This is a genomic window from Bradyrhizobium sp. McL0615 (genome assembly GCF_049993905.1).
GTDB lineage: Bacteria > Pseudomonadota > Alphaproteobacteria > Rhizobiales > Xanthobacteraceae > Bradyrhizobium.
On the sequence record NZ_CP188254.1, the window covers coordinates 5,532,564 to 5,548,980 of the forward strand.

Genomic DNA, 16,417 nt, shown 5'->3' on the forward strand with positions numbered 1-16,417 from the left:
GCTTCGCTTCGCTCGCAATGACGATCGCAACATTCCTCGATCATTCCTTGGGGAATTCCAGCCCCATTTCCCGGTAACGGTCGGGATCGTCGCCCCAGTTCTCGCGAACCTTGACGAACAGGAACAGGTGCACGGGCACGCCCAGAATCTCGGCGATCTCCTTGCGCGAATCCGCGCCGATCGACTTGATGGTGGCGCCGCCCTTTCCGAGCACGATCTTGCGCTGGCTCTCGCGTTCGACAAAGATGGTCTGCTCGATCCGCACCGACTTGTTGTTGCGCTCGGTCCAGCTGTCGGTCTCGACCGTCGATTGATACGGCAGTTCCTGGTGCAGGTGGCGGTAAATCTTTTCACGGGTGATTTCGGCCGCCAGATGCCGCAGCGGCGCATCCGACATCTGGTCCTCGGGGTAATGAAACGGCCCCGGCGGCACCATCTTCGCAAGCGTCTTGCGCAGATCGTCGACGCCATCGCCCGACAGCGCCGAGATCATGAAGGTGTGCTCGAACTTCATGCGCTCGTTGGCGGCCTGCGCCAGCGCCAAAAGCTTCTCGCGCGGAATCAGGTCGATCTTGTTCAGCACCAGGATTTTCGGGTGCTGGACGGTGGCAAGCTTGTTCAGGATCGCGTCGGCTTCCTCGTCGATGCCGGCTTTCGCATCGAGCAGCACGCAGACGAGGTCGGCGTCATGGGCCCCGCTCCAGGCGGTGGAGACCATGGCGCGGTCGAGCCTTCGTTTGGGCGAGAAGATCCCGGGCGTGTCGACCAGGATGATCTGGGCGTTGTCCTCGATCACGATGCCGCGGATCAGGGCGCGCGTCGTCTGCACCTTGCGCGAGACGATGGTGACCTTGGAGCCGACGAGAGCGTTGACCAGCGTGGACTTGCCGACATTGGGGGCGCCGATCAGGGCTACGAAGCCGCAGCGGGTCTCACTGGCCGCGCCGGGTGTGGGTTCAACTGTCATTGCTGCCGCCGCCGACGCCTTCGCGTTCGATCATTACGGAGGCCGCGACCTTCTCGGCGGCGCGCTTGGAGCCGCCCACGCCTTCGGCTGGCGTCAGTCCCGGCAAATCGACGGCGACCCGGAACTGCGGGTCGTGATGCGGCCCGGTGCGCTCGATCTCGCGATAGACCGGCGTCGGCAATCCCTTGCTCTGGGCCCATTCCTGCAACACCGTCTTGGGATCGCGCAGCGGCCGGCGCGGCTTGCGCATCCGCTCCAGCCAGTTGCGCTCGACGAATTGCGACGCCGCCGCATAGCCGCCGTCGAGATAGATCGCCCCGATCACCGCCTCGCAGATGTCGCCGAGCACGGATTTGCGCAGCCGCGCGCCGGCGCCAGCGCCGACCGCACCGAGCTTGATATCGTCGAGCAGCCCGAGCGATTTTGCGACGTCCGCGCAGCTTTCCTTGCGCACGAGATCGGCGAGCCGCTTCGACAATTCGCCCTCGTCGGCCCGCGGATAGGCGCGATACAGCATGTCGGAGATGATCAGCCCGAGCACGTGATCGCCGAGGAATTCCAGCCGCTGATAGCTGTCCGCGCGATGGCGGGTGGCGGGCTTCAAGGCCGAAACATGGGTGAAGGCGGTCGTCAGCAGTGCGGGATCGGAAAACTTGTAGCCGATTCGTCCCTCGATCGCGGCGGCGGCCGCCTTGGCCCCGGCCTTGCCGCGCTTCTTTTTCGGCGCGGCGACGCCGGCGGCTTCGGCCTGCGGGCCCGGCTCGCCCGAGGTCGATGTGTCAGGAATGGTCGCTGTTTCGTCGATCATCGCACGATTGTGAAGAGGCGATTCCAGCGCACAGCCGTCGGCCAGCGCCAGAACATCCAGGCGTGTTCACCCTCGGCGATGGAGAAGAAAATCATTTGCGCGCGGCCGACGATGTTCTCGAACGGTACATAGCCGACCGCCGACAGCACGCGGCTGTCGGTCGAGTTGTCGCGGTTGTCGCCCATCATGAAGAAGTGGCCGGCGGGAACGGTGTAGACGTTGGTGTTGTCGTAGAAGCCGTTGTCGACGCAATCGAGCGATTCATAGCTGACACCGTTCGGCAGCGTTTCCTTCCAGCGCTTGACCCGCGCGGTGGCATCCGAACCGCAAGGGTCCTCGCCGATGAAATCGGAAAGCCGCTCGCGCTTGACCGGCTTCTCGTTGATGTAGAGCAGGCCTTCCCGCATCTGGATGCGGTCGCCCGGCAGGCCGATCACGCGCTTGATGTAATCGGTGGAGTCGTCCTTCGGCAGGCGAAATACCACGATGTCGCCCCGGTTCGGCTCCGAGCCGAAGATGCGGCCCGAGAACAGCGGCGGCGACAGCGGAATCGAATAGTGGCTGTAGCCGTAGGAATATTTCGAGACGAACAGGTAATCGCCGACCAGAAGCGTTGCCTTCATCGACCCCGAGGGGATGTTGAACGGCTGGAACAGGAAAGTGCGGATCACAAGCGCGATCAGGAGAGCGTGGATGACGACGCGGATGGTTTCACCCAAACCGCTTTCAGATTTTGTGCTGGAGGTCACGCTCATCGCTTTCCCAATTCCCGCAGGCCTTTGCCCGCACGGTGGCAGAACGTTTTCCGCACGCGAATCGCTGATCCGTTCGCGTCAGGAAAATGGTCTCATTACTGATGTTGAAGGCCCATTCCGGCGTTACCCTGAATCGGCCCTGGCTCGAACACGTCGTTCGCGGCGTTTTAGACGGTTGTTCGTGGGCGCGCAATCAAGCGCCTCGTCAAAACTTCATAATCCATTGATAAATCAACGATTTTTAGTTTTGTATTGAACCCCCGGCGCAAACGCCAGCGCGGCTCAAGGTTTGGCGGGAACGACCGCCGAAATTATGACGAAGGCCTGCGCCAGCGGCCAGTCATCGGTGATCGACAGGTCGATCCGCGCCTCGAACCCCTCCGGGGTCAGCGCCTCCAGCCGGGCCAGCGCGCCGCCGGTGAGTTTCATGGTCGGACGGCCGCCCGGCAGGTTCACCACCCCCATGTCCCGCCACCAGACGCCGCGCCGGATCCCGGTGCCGAGCGCCTTGGAACAGGCCTCCTTGGCAGCGAATCGCTTGGCGTAGGTCGCGACCACCATCTTTTCGCTGTTGGCGCGGCGCGCCGCCCTGGCACGTTCGGCGTCGGTGAAGATGCGGTCGAGGAAGCGGTCGCCATGGCGCTCGATCACCTTGGCAACCCTCGTGATGTCGATCAGGTCGGAGCCGATGCCGATGATCATTGCCCGCCCGCGATGTTCCGGCGGCCGCGATCCATCGCGGCCCGCATCTGCCGCACGGTCTCGCCAAGACCTACGAACAGCGCCTCCCCCATCATGAAGTAGCCGATGTTGAGTTCGGCGATCTCGGGCAGCGCGGAAATCGTCTCGGCCGTCTGGTAGTCGAGGCCGTGGCCGGCATGGACCTCCAGCCCGGCCGCGCGTGCAAGGACGGCCCCCTCCACGATTCGCTGCCATTCCGCCTCGGCCTTCGCGGTGTGGCCGTCGACGACGGCATCGCACCAGCCGCCGGTATGGATCTCGATCACGGGGGCGCGCAACCTTGCCGCCATCTCGATCTGTTGCGGGTCGGCCGAGATGAACAGCGACACCCGGATGCCGGCATCGCTGAGCCGGGCGATGAAGGGCGCCAGCGCATTGTGCTGGCCGACCACGTCCAGCCCGCCCTCGGTGGTGAGTTCTTCCCGCCGTTCCGGCACCAGGCACACCGCGTGGGGTTTGGTGGCGAGCGAGATCCGCAGCATGTCTTCGGTCGCCGCCATCTCGAAATTCAGCGGCTTCGAGATTTCGGCCTTCAGCCGGGCCATGTCGCTGTCGCGGATGTGGCGACGGTCCTCGCGCAGATGCGCGGTGATGCCGTCGGCGCCCGCCTCGATCGCGGCCAGCGCCGCGCGCACCGGGTCCGGCCGCTCGCCGCCCCGGGCATTGCGAAGGGTTGCGACGTGATCGACATTTACGCCGAGGCGCAGCGGGGGGACGGGCATTGCGGATCTCTCAGGCAATCTGACGCGACATCGTTAGCACAAAGTGCCACGCGCGGGCGTGACCCGCGCTCCCATCTAATTGAGAAGGATGGATTGCGGGGTCAAGCCCGACACGAAGATACCGCCTATCCGTTGACGCGCTCAACCTTGGCGACGACGGCTTTGGCGCGCAATTGTGCGATAATTGCACTGAGATGCTTGAGGTCATAGACCTCCAGATCGATCGTCAGCTCGGTGAAATCAGGCGAGCGGCGCGACATGCTGATATTGTCGATATTGCCGTCATGCTCGGCGATCACGGTGGCAACCTGGGCAAGGCTGCCGGGCTCGTTGACGTTATGGACCAGGATCCGCGCCGGGAAACGCTGCGGCATGGTCTCATCGATATCCCAGCGCACGTCGAGCCAGCGCTCCGGCTCCTCCTCGAAATCCTTCAGCGCCGGCGACTGGATCGGATAGATCGTGATCCCCTCGCCCGGCGTGACGATGCCGACGATGCGGTCGCCCGGCACCGCGCCGCCGTTCGGCGCGAACTTGACCGGCAGATCGGAATTGATGCCGCGCACCGGGATGACGGAGGCGCTGCGCGCCGGATGCGGCGGTTCCGATTTCAGCTTGAGTTTGACCGCGAGGCTCTTTTTGGCCCCGTAACGCACCATGCGCTCTTCCTTATAGTCCGGATACATGGCGCGGGCGACGTCGGAGGCCTTCAGCTCGCCGCGACCCACGGAGGCCATCACGTCCTCGATCGAGGCGCGCGCCAGCCGGGGAAGCGCGCCCTTCAGCTTGTCGTCGGCGTATTCGATCTTGGCGCGGGCAAACAGGCGATCGATGATGCGCCGGCCGAGGCCGGCATATTGATCGCGGACGGCGGTGCGGGTCGCGCGGCGGATCGCGGCGCGGGCCTTGCCCGTGACCGCCAGCGATTCCCAGGCCGAGGGCGGCGCCGACTGCGCCGCCGAGGTCAAAACCTCGACCTCGTCGCCGTTCTGCAGCTCGGACGACAACGGCGCGAATTTGCCGTTGATCTTGCAGCCGACCGCCGAGTTGCCGACATCGGTATGCACGGCATAAGCGAAGTCGATCACATTGGCCTGACGCGGCAGTGCAATCAGCTTACCCTTCGGCGTGAAGCAGAACACCTGGTCGTGGAACAGCTCGAGCTTGGTGTGCTCCAGAAACTCTTCCGGATTGGCGCTTTCGGACAGGATGCCGACGGTGTGGCGGAGCCAGGCAAAGGCGTTGGATTCGTGCTCGAGCCGCTCGGTCGGCGAGCCCATGCCTTCCTTGTAGAAGGCGTGGGCGGCGATGCCGAATTCGGCGATCTGGTTCATTTCCTCGGTGCGGATCTGCAGCTCGACGCGCTGATTGCCGGGGCCGATCACGGTGGTGTGGAGCGAACGGTAGTCGTTCTGCTTCGGCGTCGAGATGTAGTCCTTGAAGCGGCCCGGCACCACCGGCCAGGTGGTGTGCACGACGCCGAGCGCGCGGTAGCAGGCTTCGACATCCGGCATCACGACGCGGAATCCGAAGATGTCGGACAACTGCTCGAAGCCGACCGATTTGCGCTCCATCTTGGTCCAGATCGAAAACGGCTGCTTGCGGCGGCCATAGACCCGCGCGGTGATGCCGTTCTTCTGCAAATTCTTGGAGAGCTGGCTTTCGATCTCGCCGATCAGATTGCGGTTGCGGTCAGCCAGCGCATCGAGCCGCTGCATCACCACCGCATAGGCTTCCGGATCGAGCGTGTGGAACGAGAGATCCTCGAGCTCTTCACGCATCTCCTGCATGCCCATGCGGCCGGCGAGCGGCGCATAGATGTCCAGCGTCTCCTCGGCGATGCGGCGGCGCGAGGCGTGCGGCACGAATTCCAGCGTGCGCATGTTGTGCAGGCGATCGGCGAGCTTGATCAGCAGCACGCGAACATCGTCGGCGATTGCGAGCAGAAGCTTGCGCAGGTTCTCGGCCTGCTTGGCTTCACGCGAGACCAGCTCGAGCCGCTTCAGCTTGGTGAGCCCTTCGACCAGCGCGCCGATCTCGTGGCCGAAAATGTTGTCGATCTCGGCCCGCGTCGCCTCGGTATCCTCGATGGTGTCGTGCAGCAGGGCAGCAACGATGGTGGCGTCATCGAGCTTGAGGTTGGTCAGGATCGCCGCGACCTCGAGCGGATGGGAAAAATAGGGATCGCCGGACGCACGCGTCTGGGTGCCGTGCGCCTTCATGGCGTAGACATAGGCGCGGTTGAGCAGGTCTTCGTTGGTATCGGGATTATACGAGCGGACGCGCTCGACCAGATCGTATTGCCGCATCATGCGCGAGCGCGATTTGGGCTTCTCCGTCACAGGCGAAGTCGGCGCGACCGCGACCTGGCCGGTCGCGGCCTGCATTTGCCGGGAGCTGCGGCGCCAATACGCCATCCAATCACTACCTTCTTCCACCAGACCCGGACGGGTCCCGCCGTCTACATATCTAATGCGTTTTCGAACGGCGATGCACGCCGCTCGGGCCGCAAAACGGTTCAATTTCGCTTGGGGCCAGCGGCCATCCAACGCCCACCCCGGTGACCAGCCGGCCAGGCGAGTCATCCGATTTCGGCCGCATCGACCAAGGACGCATTGTAACCGCCAAAATGTCAACAAAAGCAAAGGCCCGGACGGATGTCCGGGCCTTTGGCAGATCGGGGAGTTTGGGACGGCCCGGAATGTTCCGGATTACTCGTCCTCTTCGGGCTGTTCTTCCGGCGGCGCTAGGCCTTCCAGACCCTTGAGGAGCTCTTCCTCGGTCATGCGCTCGACCGCGACCTCGGTGTCGTCGGCATCGACGCTGGCGCCGGCCGAGCCGATCAAAGGCACGGTATCGGGCTCTGGCTCGTCGACCTCGACGAATTTCTGCAGGGAATGAACCAGTTCCTCGCGGAGGTCTTCCGGGGAAATAGTCGAATCGGCGATTTCCCGCAGTGAAACGACCGGGTTCTTGTCGTTATCACGATCAACCGTGAGTTGTGAGCCGGATGAAATCATACGGGCGCGATGCGCCGCCAGCAGCACCAGGTCGAACCGGTTGTCGACCTTGTCAATGCAATCTTCCACGGTGACGCGCGCCATAGACTGTCGCTCCGTTATTTGGGGCCAAATATGTCGGTATTGGGGGCTAGTTATAGCGGCAGGGGCGATTTCGCAAGACTAAATTTGTGATTTGCCTTCCTAATGGGCTCTGCTAACCCCAGCTTCGGGGCCAGAATGGCCGGAGCGTCCAGACGCGGCGAGGTTGCCGTACAGGACAAGTAAATCTCTTCATTGCACAGTCAAAAGTATAGGTTTTTCGCCCTCGCCGCACCATAATTGCAGTGGTGACTGTCGTGGGGCTCGATTCACCGAACTTTAGGCAACCGAACTGGAAAGTGCGCGCGGCCAATGGCTGCTGCGCTAGAAAAGCTAACCACAACGTGAGAACCATTTGATGTCACCCGCTTCCAACAAGATCGCGCTATTCATTGACGGCGCCAACCTCTACGCAACGGCCAAGACGCTCGGCTTCGACATCGACTACAAGCGCCTTCTCAAAGAATTCCAGAGCCGCGGGACGCTGTTGCGTGCGTTCTACTACACGGCGATCATCGAGGATCAGGAATACTCCTCGATCCGTCCGCTGATCGATTGGCTCGACTACAACGGCTACACCGTCGTCACCAAGGCGACCAAGGAATTCATCGACGCCTCCGGCCGGCGCAAGGTGAAGGGCAACATGGACATCGAACTCGCCGTCGATGCCATGGAACTCGCCGAGCATGTCGACCAGATCGTGCTGTTCTCGGGCGACGGCGATTTCCGCTCGCTGGTCGAAGCGGTGCAGCGTCGCGGTGTTCGCGTCACGGTGGTTTCGACCATTTCGAGCCAGCCGCCGATGATCGCCGACGAGTTGCGGCGCCAGGCCGACGTCTTTACCGACCTCGTCGAGCTGCAATCCAAACTGGGCCGCGATCCCTCCGAGCGCCCTGCCCCGCGCGAACCGCGCCATCACGCGCCGCAATTCCTGCAGCGCGCGACCACCATGGCGCCGCGGACCGCCGGCGCGGGCGACGACGAATTCGACGATTGAGAATGCGCCAATACGCTGCTAGAGCCTCGGTTCTGATTGAAACAGAACCGGGGCTTTTTGTTTGGCGCGCGTGGTCGACGCGACCCGGCCTCGATCCCGGATTTAGGTCCGTGGCCGGCTTTCGCTCGAAAACGCTTTGGAAACATGGCTAGCCTCCCCGCCCGTGACCCTTTCGAACCCGGCCGCGATTGCCCGCTTTGCCCGAGGCTCGCCGAATTTCGCGCCGAAGCAAGCGCGAAACATCCGGATTGGTACAATGCGCCGGTCGACTCATTCGGCGATCCCAACGCGCAGCTCCTGATCGTCGGGCTCGCGCCCGGCATGCAGGGCGCCAACCGCACCGGTCGCCCGTTCACCGGCGACTACGCCGGCGACCTGCTGTATGCGACCCTGCTCGAATACGGCTTTGCCAAAGGTGTCTATCAGGCCCGTCCAGACGACGGACTGAAGCTGGTCAACTGCCGGATCAGCAACGCGGTGCGGTGTGTGCCGCCGCAGAACAAGCCATTGCCGGCCGAGATCAACACCTGCCGGCAATTCCTGGTGAAGACGATTGCGACGATGCCAAAACTTCGCGCGATCGTGGCGCTCGGGCGGATCGCCCATGACTCGACATTGAAGGCGCTCGGGCTTCGCAATGCCGCCGCCCCGTTCGGACACGGCGCCGTGCACAAGGCCGACACCGTCAAGCTCTACGACAGCTATCACTGCTCGCGCTACAACACGAATACGCGGGTGCTGACGCCTGAGATGTTTCGCAACGTGTTTGCGAAGGTGCGGAAGGACCTGGAATCGTAGCTTCGCGGTTCGTAGGGTGGGCAAAGCGCAGCGTGCCCACCATTCAGATCACCGCGGATATTGGTGGGCACGCTTCGCTTTGCCCACCCTACAATCAAGCCGGATTTGCCTTCAGCCATTCCAGCACGTCGGCGGCGTTTCGGTCCGGCGGAAACACCGGATAGAAGACGTGCGTGATACGGCCGCCATCGACGATCAGCGCCAAACGCTTGATCAGCGTCAGGCCCGCCACCTCCATGGTCGGCAGCTTCAGGGCGCGGGTGAGCGCCAGCTTCTCGTCCGACAGCACCGGAAACGGCAGATGCAGCCGTGACGCCATCTCGGTCTGGTAGACATTGTCCTGCGTCGAGAGGCCGAACACGTGTTTGGCGCCGGCGGCCTTCAGCTCCGCAAACAGATCGCGGAACGAGCAGGTCTGCGGCGTGCAGCCGCGTGCGCCGGGGATCATGTCCCAGTCATCGACCAAACTGATCTTGCCGGGCTCGCCGGTGCGGGGATAGGCGAATACGACGGTGCGGCCGGCAAGCGCGGACAGCGTCACCGAACTGTCGTCGGTGGCAAGCAGCGTGACCGGCGGGATCGTCATGCCCACGAGATGCGCCGCCGCGCCGTCGTCTGTCGGCGCCGGGATCTTGCTCCAGTCGACTTCGAGCAGGTTTTTCTGGTTCATGGACACCATTCTCCATCAGCCGTCATTGCGATCGAAGCGAAGCAATCCACGCTTCCTTGCAGCACAATGGATTGCTTCGCTTCGCTCGCAATGACGGATAGACCTTTCTATCCCCTTGCCCGCATCAGACGGCCTTTTTCCCGGCCCCAGTCGCGTTTCTTTTCGGTCTCGCGCTTGTCGTGCAGCTTCTTGCCCTTGGCAATCGCCAGCAACAGCTTGGCCCGGCCGCGCTCGTTGAAATAGAGCTTGAGCGGAATCAGCGTCATGCCTTCGCGATCGACCGCGCCCATCAGCTTGTTGATCTGCTTTCGGTGCAGCAGCAGCTTGCGGGGCCGTTTCGGCTCATGGTTGAAGCGGTTGGCCTGCAGATATTCCGGAATGTTGGCGTTGATCAGCCAGATCTCGCCGTCCTTGGTATCGGCATAGGATTCCGCAATCGTGGTCTTGCCATTGCGGATCGACTTCACCTCGGTGCCGGTCAGCGCAATGCCGGTTTCGATGGTGTCCTCGATCGCGTAGTTGAACCGGGCCTTGCGGTTTTCGGCGACGATCTTGATCGGGCGTTCGTTCTTCTCGGCCACATCAAGCCTTCTTGAGCAGATCGCGGATCTCGGTCAGCAGCGCCACCTCGGCCGACGGCTTCGGCGGCTCGGCAGGTTTCGCTTCATCCTTCCGCTTCAACGTGTTCATGGCGCGAATGACCATGAACAGCACGAAGGCGATGATCGCGAAATTGATCGTCAGCGTGAGAAAGCTGCCCCAGGCCAGTACGGCGCCCTGCTTTTTGGCGTCGGCCAGATTGGTGGCCGTAACCTTGCCGGAAAGCCCCGTGAAGTAGTTCGAGAAATCGAGGCCGCCGGTGATCGCGCCGATGATCGGCATGATGATGTCGCCGACCAGCGAGGTCACGATGGCGCCGAAGGCCGCACCGATGATGACGCCGACGGCGAGATCGACGACGTTGCCCTTCATCGCGAATTCGCGGAATTCCTTCAGCATATTGAGGCCCCTTCTCGCGGTTCCGACGAAACCCTGCCGGCTTAATTGATCAGGCCCGCATGCACCATGGCATCGCGTATCACGTTGCCGGTTGGCGGCGTCACGTTCATCAACGGAAGGCGCACTTCTTCTTCGAGCCGCCCCAGCAGTTTGAGACCATGTTTGGCTCCCGCGAGGCCGGGCTCCTTGAAGACAGCATCATGCAGCGGCGTCAGGCGGTCCTGAATCCTCAGTCCGGCAGCGTAATCACCCTGCATAACAGCTGACATCAGGTCGGCACACAGCTTCGGCGCCACGTTGGCGACCACCGAAATGCAACCATGTCCTCCCGCCGCCATATAGGCCAGTGCGGTCATGTCCTCGCCGGACAGCTGGATGAAATCCGGCCCCATCGCATGGCGTTGCTGCGACACCCGCGCAAGATTGGCGGTGGCGTCCTTGACGCCGGCGATGTTCTTCAATTCGAACAGCCTGGTCATGGTCTCGACCGACATATCGACGACGGAGCGTGGCGGGATGTTATAAATGATGATCGGGATCCCGATCGCGTCATTCACCGCCTTGAAATGCTGATACATCCCTTCCTGGGTCGGCTTGTTGTAGTACGGCGTCACCACCAGCACGGCATCGGCACCGGCCTTCTCGGCGTGAACAGCAAGGTCGACAGCTTCGCGCGTTGAGTTCGAGCCCGCGCCGGCGATGACAGGTACGCGTCCATTCGCCTCATCGATGCACATCTCGACTACCCGATGATGCTCGGCATGGCTCAAGGTCGGGCTTTCGCCGGTGGTACCCACGGGAACGAGACCGTGTGACCCCTGTTCGATCTGCCAGCTCACGAGCCCGCGGAAGGCCGCCTCGTCGAGCGAGCCGTTCTTGAATGGCGTTACCAAGGCGGTGAGCGATCCCCGGAACTTTGTCTTGGCTGCCATGGACATCCTCCAACGAAACGGCACCACCGAAAAATTGACTTCAACTCATATCGGGTCTGACGGTCAGGCGAAAGGGCTGTGCCGTATGGCGCTAGCGCTTTGTTTCGACGCTCTTTCTCAGGCTTGGCCGGGCCGCGTCCGCGACACGGCGACAGCCGCGATTTTGCCGCGGTGATGGCGCAAACAGGTCGGGCCGCGACGTTTTAGCATTTTGTCCACAAATTCAGTCAAATAGACCTAAGGCTGGACCGATTGAATGATTCGCCGCCGCAGAGGAATACCGTGATCCCTTCCGCCCGCGCCACAGCCTTGCGATCGACCGCACTGGCCACGAGCTTGGCGCTGGCCGTCGGACTTGCGGCGTTCCCGCTAGATGTCTGGGCCAACCCGAAAGTTCCGCTGCCGAAGCCGCGGCCGATCGCCCGCAACGTCGTTCCAAAGCCCGCGACGCAGACCGGCGCACCAGCCGCTGCCCGGGCCCCGACCACGGCGGCCCCTGCGGCATTCGCCGCCCCCGCTCCTGCGCCGCCGGTTCTCGCGCCTGCAACCCGCCAGCACGCCGCCTTGCCGCCCCCGCGCAAGCAGGTGGCGCCGGCAGCGGTAGCCGCGACGTCCTCGACGTCGCAGGCCGACAAGGACGCCCTGGAAAGCGTCATCGATCTGGTGCGCAAGCAGAAGCCCGGGGACGCCAGCCAGGCGCAGGCCGCGATATCGGACCCGGTCGCCCGCAAGCTCGCGGAATGGCTGATCCTGCGCAGCGACAACAATGGCGCCTCCGTGGAGCGCTATCGTGCCTTTGTCGCGGCCAATCCGAGCTGGCCGTCGCAGACCTTCCTGCGCCGGCGCATCGAGGCCGCCATTTGGGACGACCGTCGCGACGACGCCTCGGTGTGGTCGTGGTTTGAAAACGAATCGCCGATTTCGGCGAAAGGCAAATTCGCGCTGGCGAAGGCGATGCTCGCGCGCGGCGATCGCACCAATGCCGAACGGCTGGTCCGCGAGGCCTGGCGCAATGACGGCATGTCGGAAGACACCGAGACTGCGGCGCTCGATATGTTCGGCGCCTTGCTGACGGCCGGCGACCACAAGACGCGGATGGACACACTGCTCTACGGCACCGAGCAGGAAGCCGGCGGCATGCGCGCCGCCAAGCGGCTCGGTTCAGGCCACGTCGCGCTGGCCAGGGCGCGGATTGCGGCCAACAAGAAATCCTCCAACCTCAAGGCACTGCTCGATGCGGTGCCGCAGGAACTGCACAGCGACCCCGGCTACATGTTCGCCCGGATCCAGTGGCTGCGCCGCGAAGAGAAATTCCACGAGGCCGCGCAGCTCATGCTGGCGGTGCCGAAAGATCCGAACCGCCTGCACAACCTCAACGAATGGTGGATCGAACGGCGCCTGTTGTCGCGCAAGATGCTCGACGTAGGCGAACACCGCACCGCCTATCTGATCGCCCGCGACGCAGCGCTTCCCTCCCGCGACATCTACAAGACCGAGCAGGAATTCACCGCGGGCTGGATTGCGCTGCGCTTCCTGAAAGATCCGGCGGTCGCCGCCCAGCACTTCGCACGCATCGGTGTCGGCAGCGCGAACCCGACCGCGCTGGCACGCGCCGGCTACTGGCAGGGCCGCGCGGCGGAAGCGGCCGGGCGGCAGCAGGAGGCCCGCGCCGCCTACGGCCGCGCCGCCGAACAGTCGACCAGCTATTACGGCCAGCTCGCGCGCGCCAAGCTCGGCATGCCGCAGCTCGAATTGAACGGCGTCCCGGGCGGCCGCGGCCGCGGGATCGAACGGCTGGAGATCGTCCGCGCGGTGCAACTGCTCTACGAACTCGACGAGCGCGAGATTGCGATCCCGATTTTCGCCGACATGGGCGAGAATGGCGATCCCGATGCATTGGTCGGCCTCGGCGAACTCACCTCGCGCCACAGCGATGCCCGCGGCATGCTGCTGCTCGGCAAGGCTGCGCTCAACCGCGGCCTGCCGTTCGATCATTACGCCTATCCCGTCAACGGCATCCCCTCGTTCAAGCAGATCGGGCCCGAGGTCGAGCCCAGCGTCGTCTATTCGATCGCGCGGCAGGAAAGCGCCTTCAACCCGGCCGTGGTCTCGCCGGCGCAGGCCTACGGGCTGATGCAGGTAACGCCGGACGCCGGACGCTATGTCTGCAAGCGGGCCGGCGTCAGCTTCGACCTCAACCGGATGAAGACCGACTCGGTCTACAACGCCACGCTTGGCGCCGCCGAGCTCGGCGGCCTGCTCGAAGACTATCGCGGCTCCTACATCCTGACCTTTGCCGGCTACAATGCCGGTCGCGGCAGCGTCAAGAAATGGATCGAGCGTTACGGCGATCCGCGCGATCCCAAGGTCGACGCAGTCGACTGGGTCGAGCTGATCCCGTTCTCCGAGACGCGGAACTACGTGCAGCGGATCATGGAGAACCTGCAGGTCTATCGCGCGCGGTTCGGCGGCGGGACCAGGCTCCAGATCGAAGCCGACCTGCATCGCGGCGCCAGCGTCGAATAAAACTTTCGCGTTGGCTCGTTCAAATGCGGGTACGCGCAGATGTAACCCATCACTTCGTACGCCTGAAAACGACGTCGAACTTCTGCTTTACGACAACTTGATCGTAGACGCCTCTCAGACTGTCGCTGGCAGCATCGTAGTTGAGTGTATAGGTTGACCCGCCGTAACCCGCAGCGCGCAATTCGAAGACAAGTTTAAGCCCGTTGCCGTCGCGGACCACCTCTGCGGTGTGAAAAGGCAGCGGCCTCGGATTAGCGTAGCTGGCATCAAGTTTGCCATTCACGTCAACGCTATTGATGTTGATTACGTAGGGTCCCTCGGTCCGCGCCCATTGGCCGACTACTACGCCAAATGACAATGAGGCCGGCGCTGGCGCGACCGGTGGCGACTGGGCGGATGCAACACTGCAAAGCAGCGCAACCGAGGCAGCAAGAACGATGAGGCCATTTCCAATGGCAACGTTTTTCATCCGAGTACCTCCGCAAGGCTGTCAACTCCTGCACCGCCTACCCACGACAAAACAGCCGCTCATGCTCACCGGTAGTTCAGCTTGGAACCGATCGACGATCGAATTCAGGTCGGGGGGTGCCAGTCGTCAGACGAGACGCAAACCGCTCAGTCAACACCGGACCAAGGATTGATGTTGCGAACACGAGCACAAGCACGACATTGAGCATTCGATCGTCGAGCAGCCGTTGACCGGCCGCACCGAGCGTGTCATGCGCGACCAGTGTCGCGGCAAGCGTGGCGGCAACTTGTGGCAGCGTCAGCGACCAGATCGTGAGCTGTTCACTCCGGCTGTAGCCAAATGCGCGACCCACTCCCCAGGCGGCAATCCATTTGCCGACGAGCAGAGCACCGATGATGCTGACAACGAGCAGGAAGTTGTCGAATATCCCGTAAACAAAGGTGATCGGGTTGATCAGGAATCCGGTAACGACAAAGAAGATCGGAATGAACAGCGATTTACCCATAAACTGAAGCTTGACACTAGCTGGCGCGTGTTGTGCCGAGGCGTTGATGGCCAGACCCGCAAGGAACGCACCCACGATGCCCGGCAGCTGAATCGCATCCGCAAGCACTCCCGCGATGGCCATGATGCTTAGCATCAACACAAAGTAAGCGTCCTCCTCATCCTCTACCCGCTTGAGTACATAGGCGCCAAGGCGGCTTAGGCCGAACAGGACCAGCGCGATATAGCCTGCGATCTCGGCCAGCAGGATCGCCAGACCCGACGGAGAAAAACCCGTCGTGTAAATCGAGACGCAAATGGCGAACACCACGAGCGACAGCGTGTCGGACATAACAGTGGCACCAACTGCTACCGTCACCGGCTCCAGGCCGCCCAGGCCGAGCCTGCTCACTATGCTCAGCCCCAGCAATGTATGCGAGGCCAGCAGCGATCCGATCACGATCGCCGGAATTGCGGCGTAGCCGAATGCAAGCCCAACGATGGTGCCGAGCAGCAAAGGCATTGCGGTCGTGGCGATGCCGAGTGCAATCGAGCGGTGACGGGCGCGCCGGAACAACGCGAGATCGATCTCCAAGCCCGCAAAAAACATCAACAGCAGTTTGCCCAATTCCGCCAGGAAATCTGCGACCGGTCGGACCGTGCCAAAGATGTCCAGCACATACGGCCCAACGATAACGCCGCTGAGCAGCAAACCTACCGGTACAGGAACATTCACTCGGCGGGAAAGCCGGGGGATGGTAACAAGCAGCACCATCAATACCGAGAACCTCGCGAGCACCGGCATGGTGAAGAGGTAATCCCGGAGGAAGCTGATTGCGTTAGACAGCATATCACGTTCACCGAGCTCCGACGTCAATCGAAGGCAAAGGTACGGGTTCAGCGCGCGGCACGTAATTGAAGATGCGACAGGCCGAGCGTGACATTCAGCGCCACCGATCCTTCGACGGAGACCGGCTGCAAAGCGAAACTTCTTCCAGAGCCCCCGACCAAAACGTTGACGCCGGCTCCGAGACCCATGCCAACCTCCCCCGTGGCACCGATGTATTCGCCAGCAAGGGCTCCCGGTGGGGGGCCGGCGGTAGGCGCGAGCACGGCCCAGCCCAGTTCGCCGCCTGCCGAAATGCCGATATCGACACCTACGGTATTAAGCGCGCCCTCATAGAATTGTACCGGGAATGGCGGGTTTTGAACGAAACGGCATTCCATGGATTGATGGCCGAAGATGACGAAGCCAATGCTTGGGTTGAGCTTGCACGTCAGCATTCCTACCTGCGTCCACGTCTTGGGTGTCTGGGCCATTGCCGCCTGAACGCTTGTCAAGAGGGCCGCTGCGAAGATCAAGGATCGAAGCATTTCCGTTCTCCGTTGGCGTGCTTATTGAATGGACGCCGCCTGTCGTCGGCCGTCTCAGTAGCAAGGCGGCCGCTT

18 protein-coding genes are annotated in these 16,417 nt (G+C 62.7%); 4 read left to right on the forward strand and 14 right to left on the reverse strand.

All coding sequences use genetic code 11. The annotated features are described in order from the left end of the window. Positions 1-40: 40 nt before the first annotated feature. From era to lepB, 3 genes are read right to left on the reverse strand one after another with little or no spacing between them, the layout of a single operon-like run. On the reverse strand, positions 41-967 hold the full coding sequence (gene era / locus ACPPVP_RS26415; RefSeq protein WP_426525921.1) for a GTPase Era: 927 nt from the start codon (positions 965-967) through the stop codon (positions 41-43). Next, positions 957-1,775: a ribonuclease III gene (rnc, locus tag ACPPVP_RS26420; protein WP_426525923.1), complete on the reverse strand. Its 819-nt coding sequence runs from the start codon at positions 1,773-1,775 to the stop codon at positions 957-959. Before rnc ends, era begins: the two co-directional genes overlap by 11 nt. After that, positions 1,772-2,530, reverse strand: a complete 759-nt coding sequence (lepB, locus tag ACPPVP_RS26425; protein ID WP_426525925.1) for a signal peptidase I — start codon at positions 2,528-2,530, stop codon at positions 1,772-1,774. Before lepB ends, rnc begins: the two co-directional genes overlap by 4 nt. Here lepB and ACPPVP_RS26430 point away from each other — a divergent pair. Then, entirely contained in the window at positions 2,469-2,786 is a 318-nt protein-coding gene (locus ACPPVP_RS26430) for a hypothetical protein (RefSeq protein WP_426538429.1), read from the forward strand. The two genes, lepB and ACPPVP_RS26430, sit on opposite strands and share 62 nt — an antisense overlap. A 26-nt stretch (positions 2,787-2,812) precedes the next feature. Here ACPPVP_RS26430 and acpS read toward each other — a convergent pair whose 3' ends face one another. The 4 genes from acpS to rpoZ form a co-directional block, all read right to left on the reverse strand. Next, positions 2,813-3,232 carry a holo-ACP synthase gene (gene acpS / locus ACPPVP_RS26435; RefSeq protein ID WP_426525927.1) on the reverse strand — a complete coding sequence of 140 codons (420 nt, stop codon included), beginning with the start codon at positions 3,230-3,232 and terminating at the stop codon, positions 2,813-2,815. Beyond that, positions 3,229-3,993, reverse strand: a complete 765-nt coding sequence (locus tag ACPPVP_RS26440; protein ID WP_426525929.1) for a pyridoxine 5'-phosphate synthase — start codon at positions 3,991-3,993, stop codon at positions 3,229-3,231. The genes acpS and ACPPVP_RS26440 overlap by 4 nt, the downstream gene beginning before the upstream one ends. A gap of 125 nt (positions 3,994-4,118) precedes the next feature. Next, the gene (locus ACPPVP_RS26445; RefSeq protein ID WP_426525931.1) at positions 4,119-6,410 is read right to left on the reverse strand and encodes a RelA/SpoT family protein; all 2,292 of its coding nucleotides are present in this window, start codon (positions 6,408-6,410) and stop codon (positions 4,119-4,121) included. 294 nt (positions 6,411-6,704) lie between these two features. Continuing rightward, positions 6,705-7,097 carry a DNA-directed RNA polymerase subunit omega gene (gene rpoZ, locus ACPPVP_RS26450; protein ID WP_024512695.1) on the reverse strand — a complete coding sequence of 131 codons (393 nt, stop codon included), beginning with the start codon at positions 7,095-7,097 and terminating at the stop codon, positions 6,705-6,707. A gap of 355 nt (positions 7,098-7,452) precedes the next feature. Between rpoZ and ACPPVP_RS26455 the strand changes: the two genes are divergently transcribed. Both ACPPVP_RS26455 and ACPPVP_RS26460 read left to right on the forward strand, forming a co-directional pair. Next, the gene (locus ACPPVP_RS26455) at positions 7,453-8,091 is read left to right on the forward strand and encodes an NYN domain-containing protein (protein ID WP_426525934.1); all 639 of its coding nucleotides are present in this window, start codon (positions 7,453-7,455) and stop codon (positions 8,089-8,091) included. Between the two features lie 144 nt (positions 8,092-8,235). Next, positions 8,236-8,889 carry a uracil-DNA glycosylase gene (locus ACPPVP_RS26460; RefSeq protein ID WP_426525936.1) on the forward strand — a complete coding sequence of 218 codons (654 nt, stop codon included), beginning with the start codon at positions 8,236-8,238 and terminating at the stop codon, positions 8,887-8,889. A 94-nt stretch (positions 8,890-8,983) separates the two neighbouring features. Here ACPPVP_RS26460 and ACPPVP_RS26465 read toward each other — a convergent pair whose 3' ends face one another. From ACPPVP_RS26465 to dapA, 4 genes are all read right to left on the reverse strand, one after another. Beyond that, a complete protein-coding gene (locus tag ACPPVP_RS26465; RefSeq protein WP_426525938.1) occupies positions 8,984-9,559 on the reverse strand; it encodes a peroxiredoxin in 576 nt (191 codons plus the stop codon). Positions 9,560-9,666: 107 nt separating this feature from the next. Then, complete coding sequence (gene smpB / locus ACPPVP_RS26470; protein ID WP_426525939.1) at positions 9,667-10,140, reverse strand: SsrA-binding protein SmpB; 474 nt, start codon at positions 10,138-10,140, stop codon at positions 9,667-9,669. Position 10,141: 1 nt separating this feature from the next. Further along, the gene (mscL, locus tag ACPPVP_RS26475) at positions 10,142-10,558 is read right to left on the reverse strand and encodes a large conductance mechanosensitive channel protein MscL (protein WP_426525941.1); all 417 of its coding nucleotides are present in this window, start codon (positions 10,556-10,558) and stop codon (positions 10,142-10,144) included. Between the two features lie 41 nt (positions 10,559-10,599). Beyond that, entirely contained in the window at positions 10,600-11,490 is an 891-nt protein-coding gene (gene dapA / locus ACPPVP_RS26480; protein ID WP_426525943.1) for a 4-hydroxy-tetrahydrodipicolinate synthase, read from the reverse strand. 285 nt (positions 11,491-11,775) lie between these two features. Here dapA and ACPPVP_RS26485 point away from each other — a divergent pair, with 285 nt between their 5' ends. Further along, entirely contained in the window at positions 11,776-14,016 is a 2,241-nt protein-coding gene (locus ACPPVP_RS26485; RefSeq protein ID WP_426538064.1) for a lytic transglycosylase domain-containing protein, read from the forward strand. 49 nt (positions 14,017-14,065) lie between these two features. Here ACPPVP_RS26485 and ACPPVP_RS26490 read toward each other — a convergent pair whose 3' ends face one another. The 3 genes from ACPPVP_RS26490 to ACPPVP_RS26500 all read right to left on the reverse strand — a co-directional run bounded on the left by ACPPVP_RS26490 (position 14,066) and on the right by ACPPVP_RS26500 (position 16,342). Next, positions 14,066-14,485 (reverse strand): hypothetical protein, encoded by a 420-nt coding sequence (locus ACPPVP_RS26490; protein ID WP_426525945.1) that lies wholly within the window; start codon positions 14,483-14,485, stop codon positions 14,066-14,068. Between the two features lie 76 nt (positions 14,486-14,561). Continuing rightward, positions 14,562-15,818 (reverse strand): cation:proton antiporter, encoded by a 1,257-nt coding sequence (locus ACPPVP_RS26495; RefSeq protein ID WP_426525947.1) that lies wholly within the window; start codon positions 15,816-15,818, stop codon positions 14,562-14,564. A 47-nt stretch (positions 15,819-15,865) separates the two neighbouring features. After that, on the reverse strand, positions 15,866-16,342 hold the full coding sequence (locus ACPPVP_RS26500; protein WP_426525949.1) for a DUF992 domain-containing protein: 477 nt from the start codon (positions 16,340-16,342) through the stop codon (positions 15,866-15,868). Between the last annotated feature and the right edge of the window lie 75 nt (positions 16,343-16,417).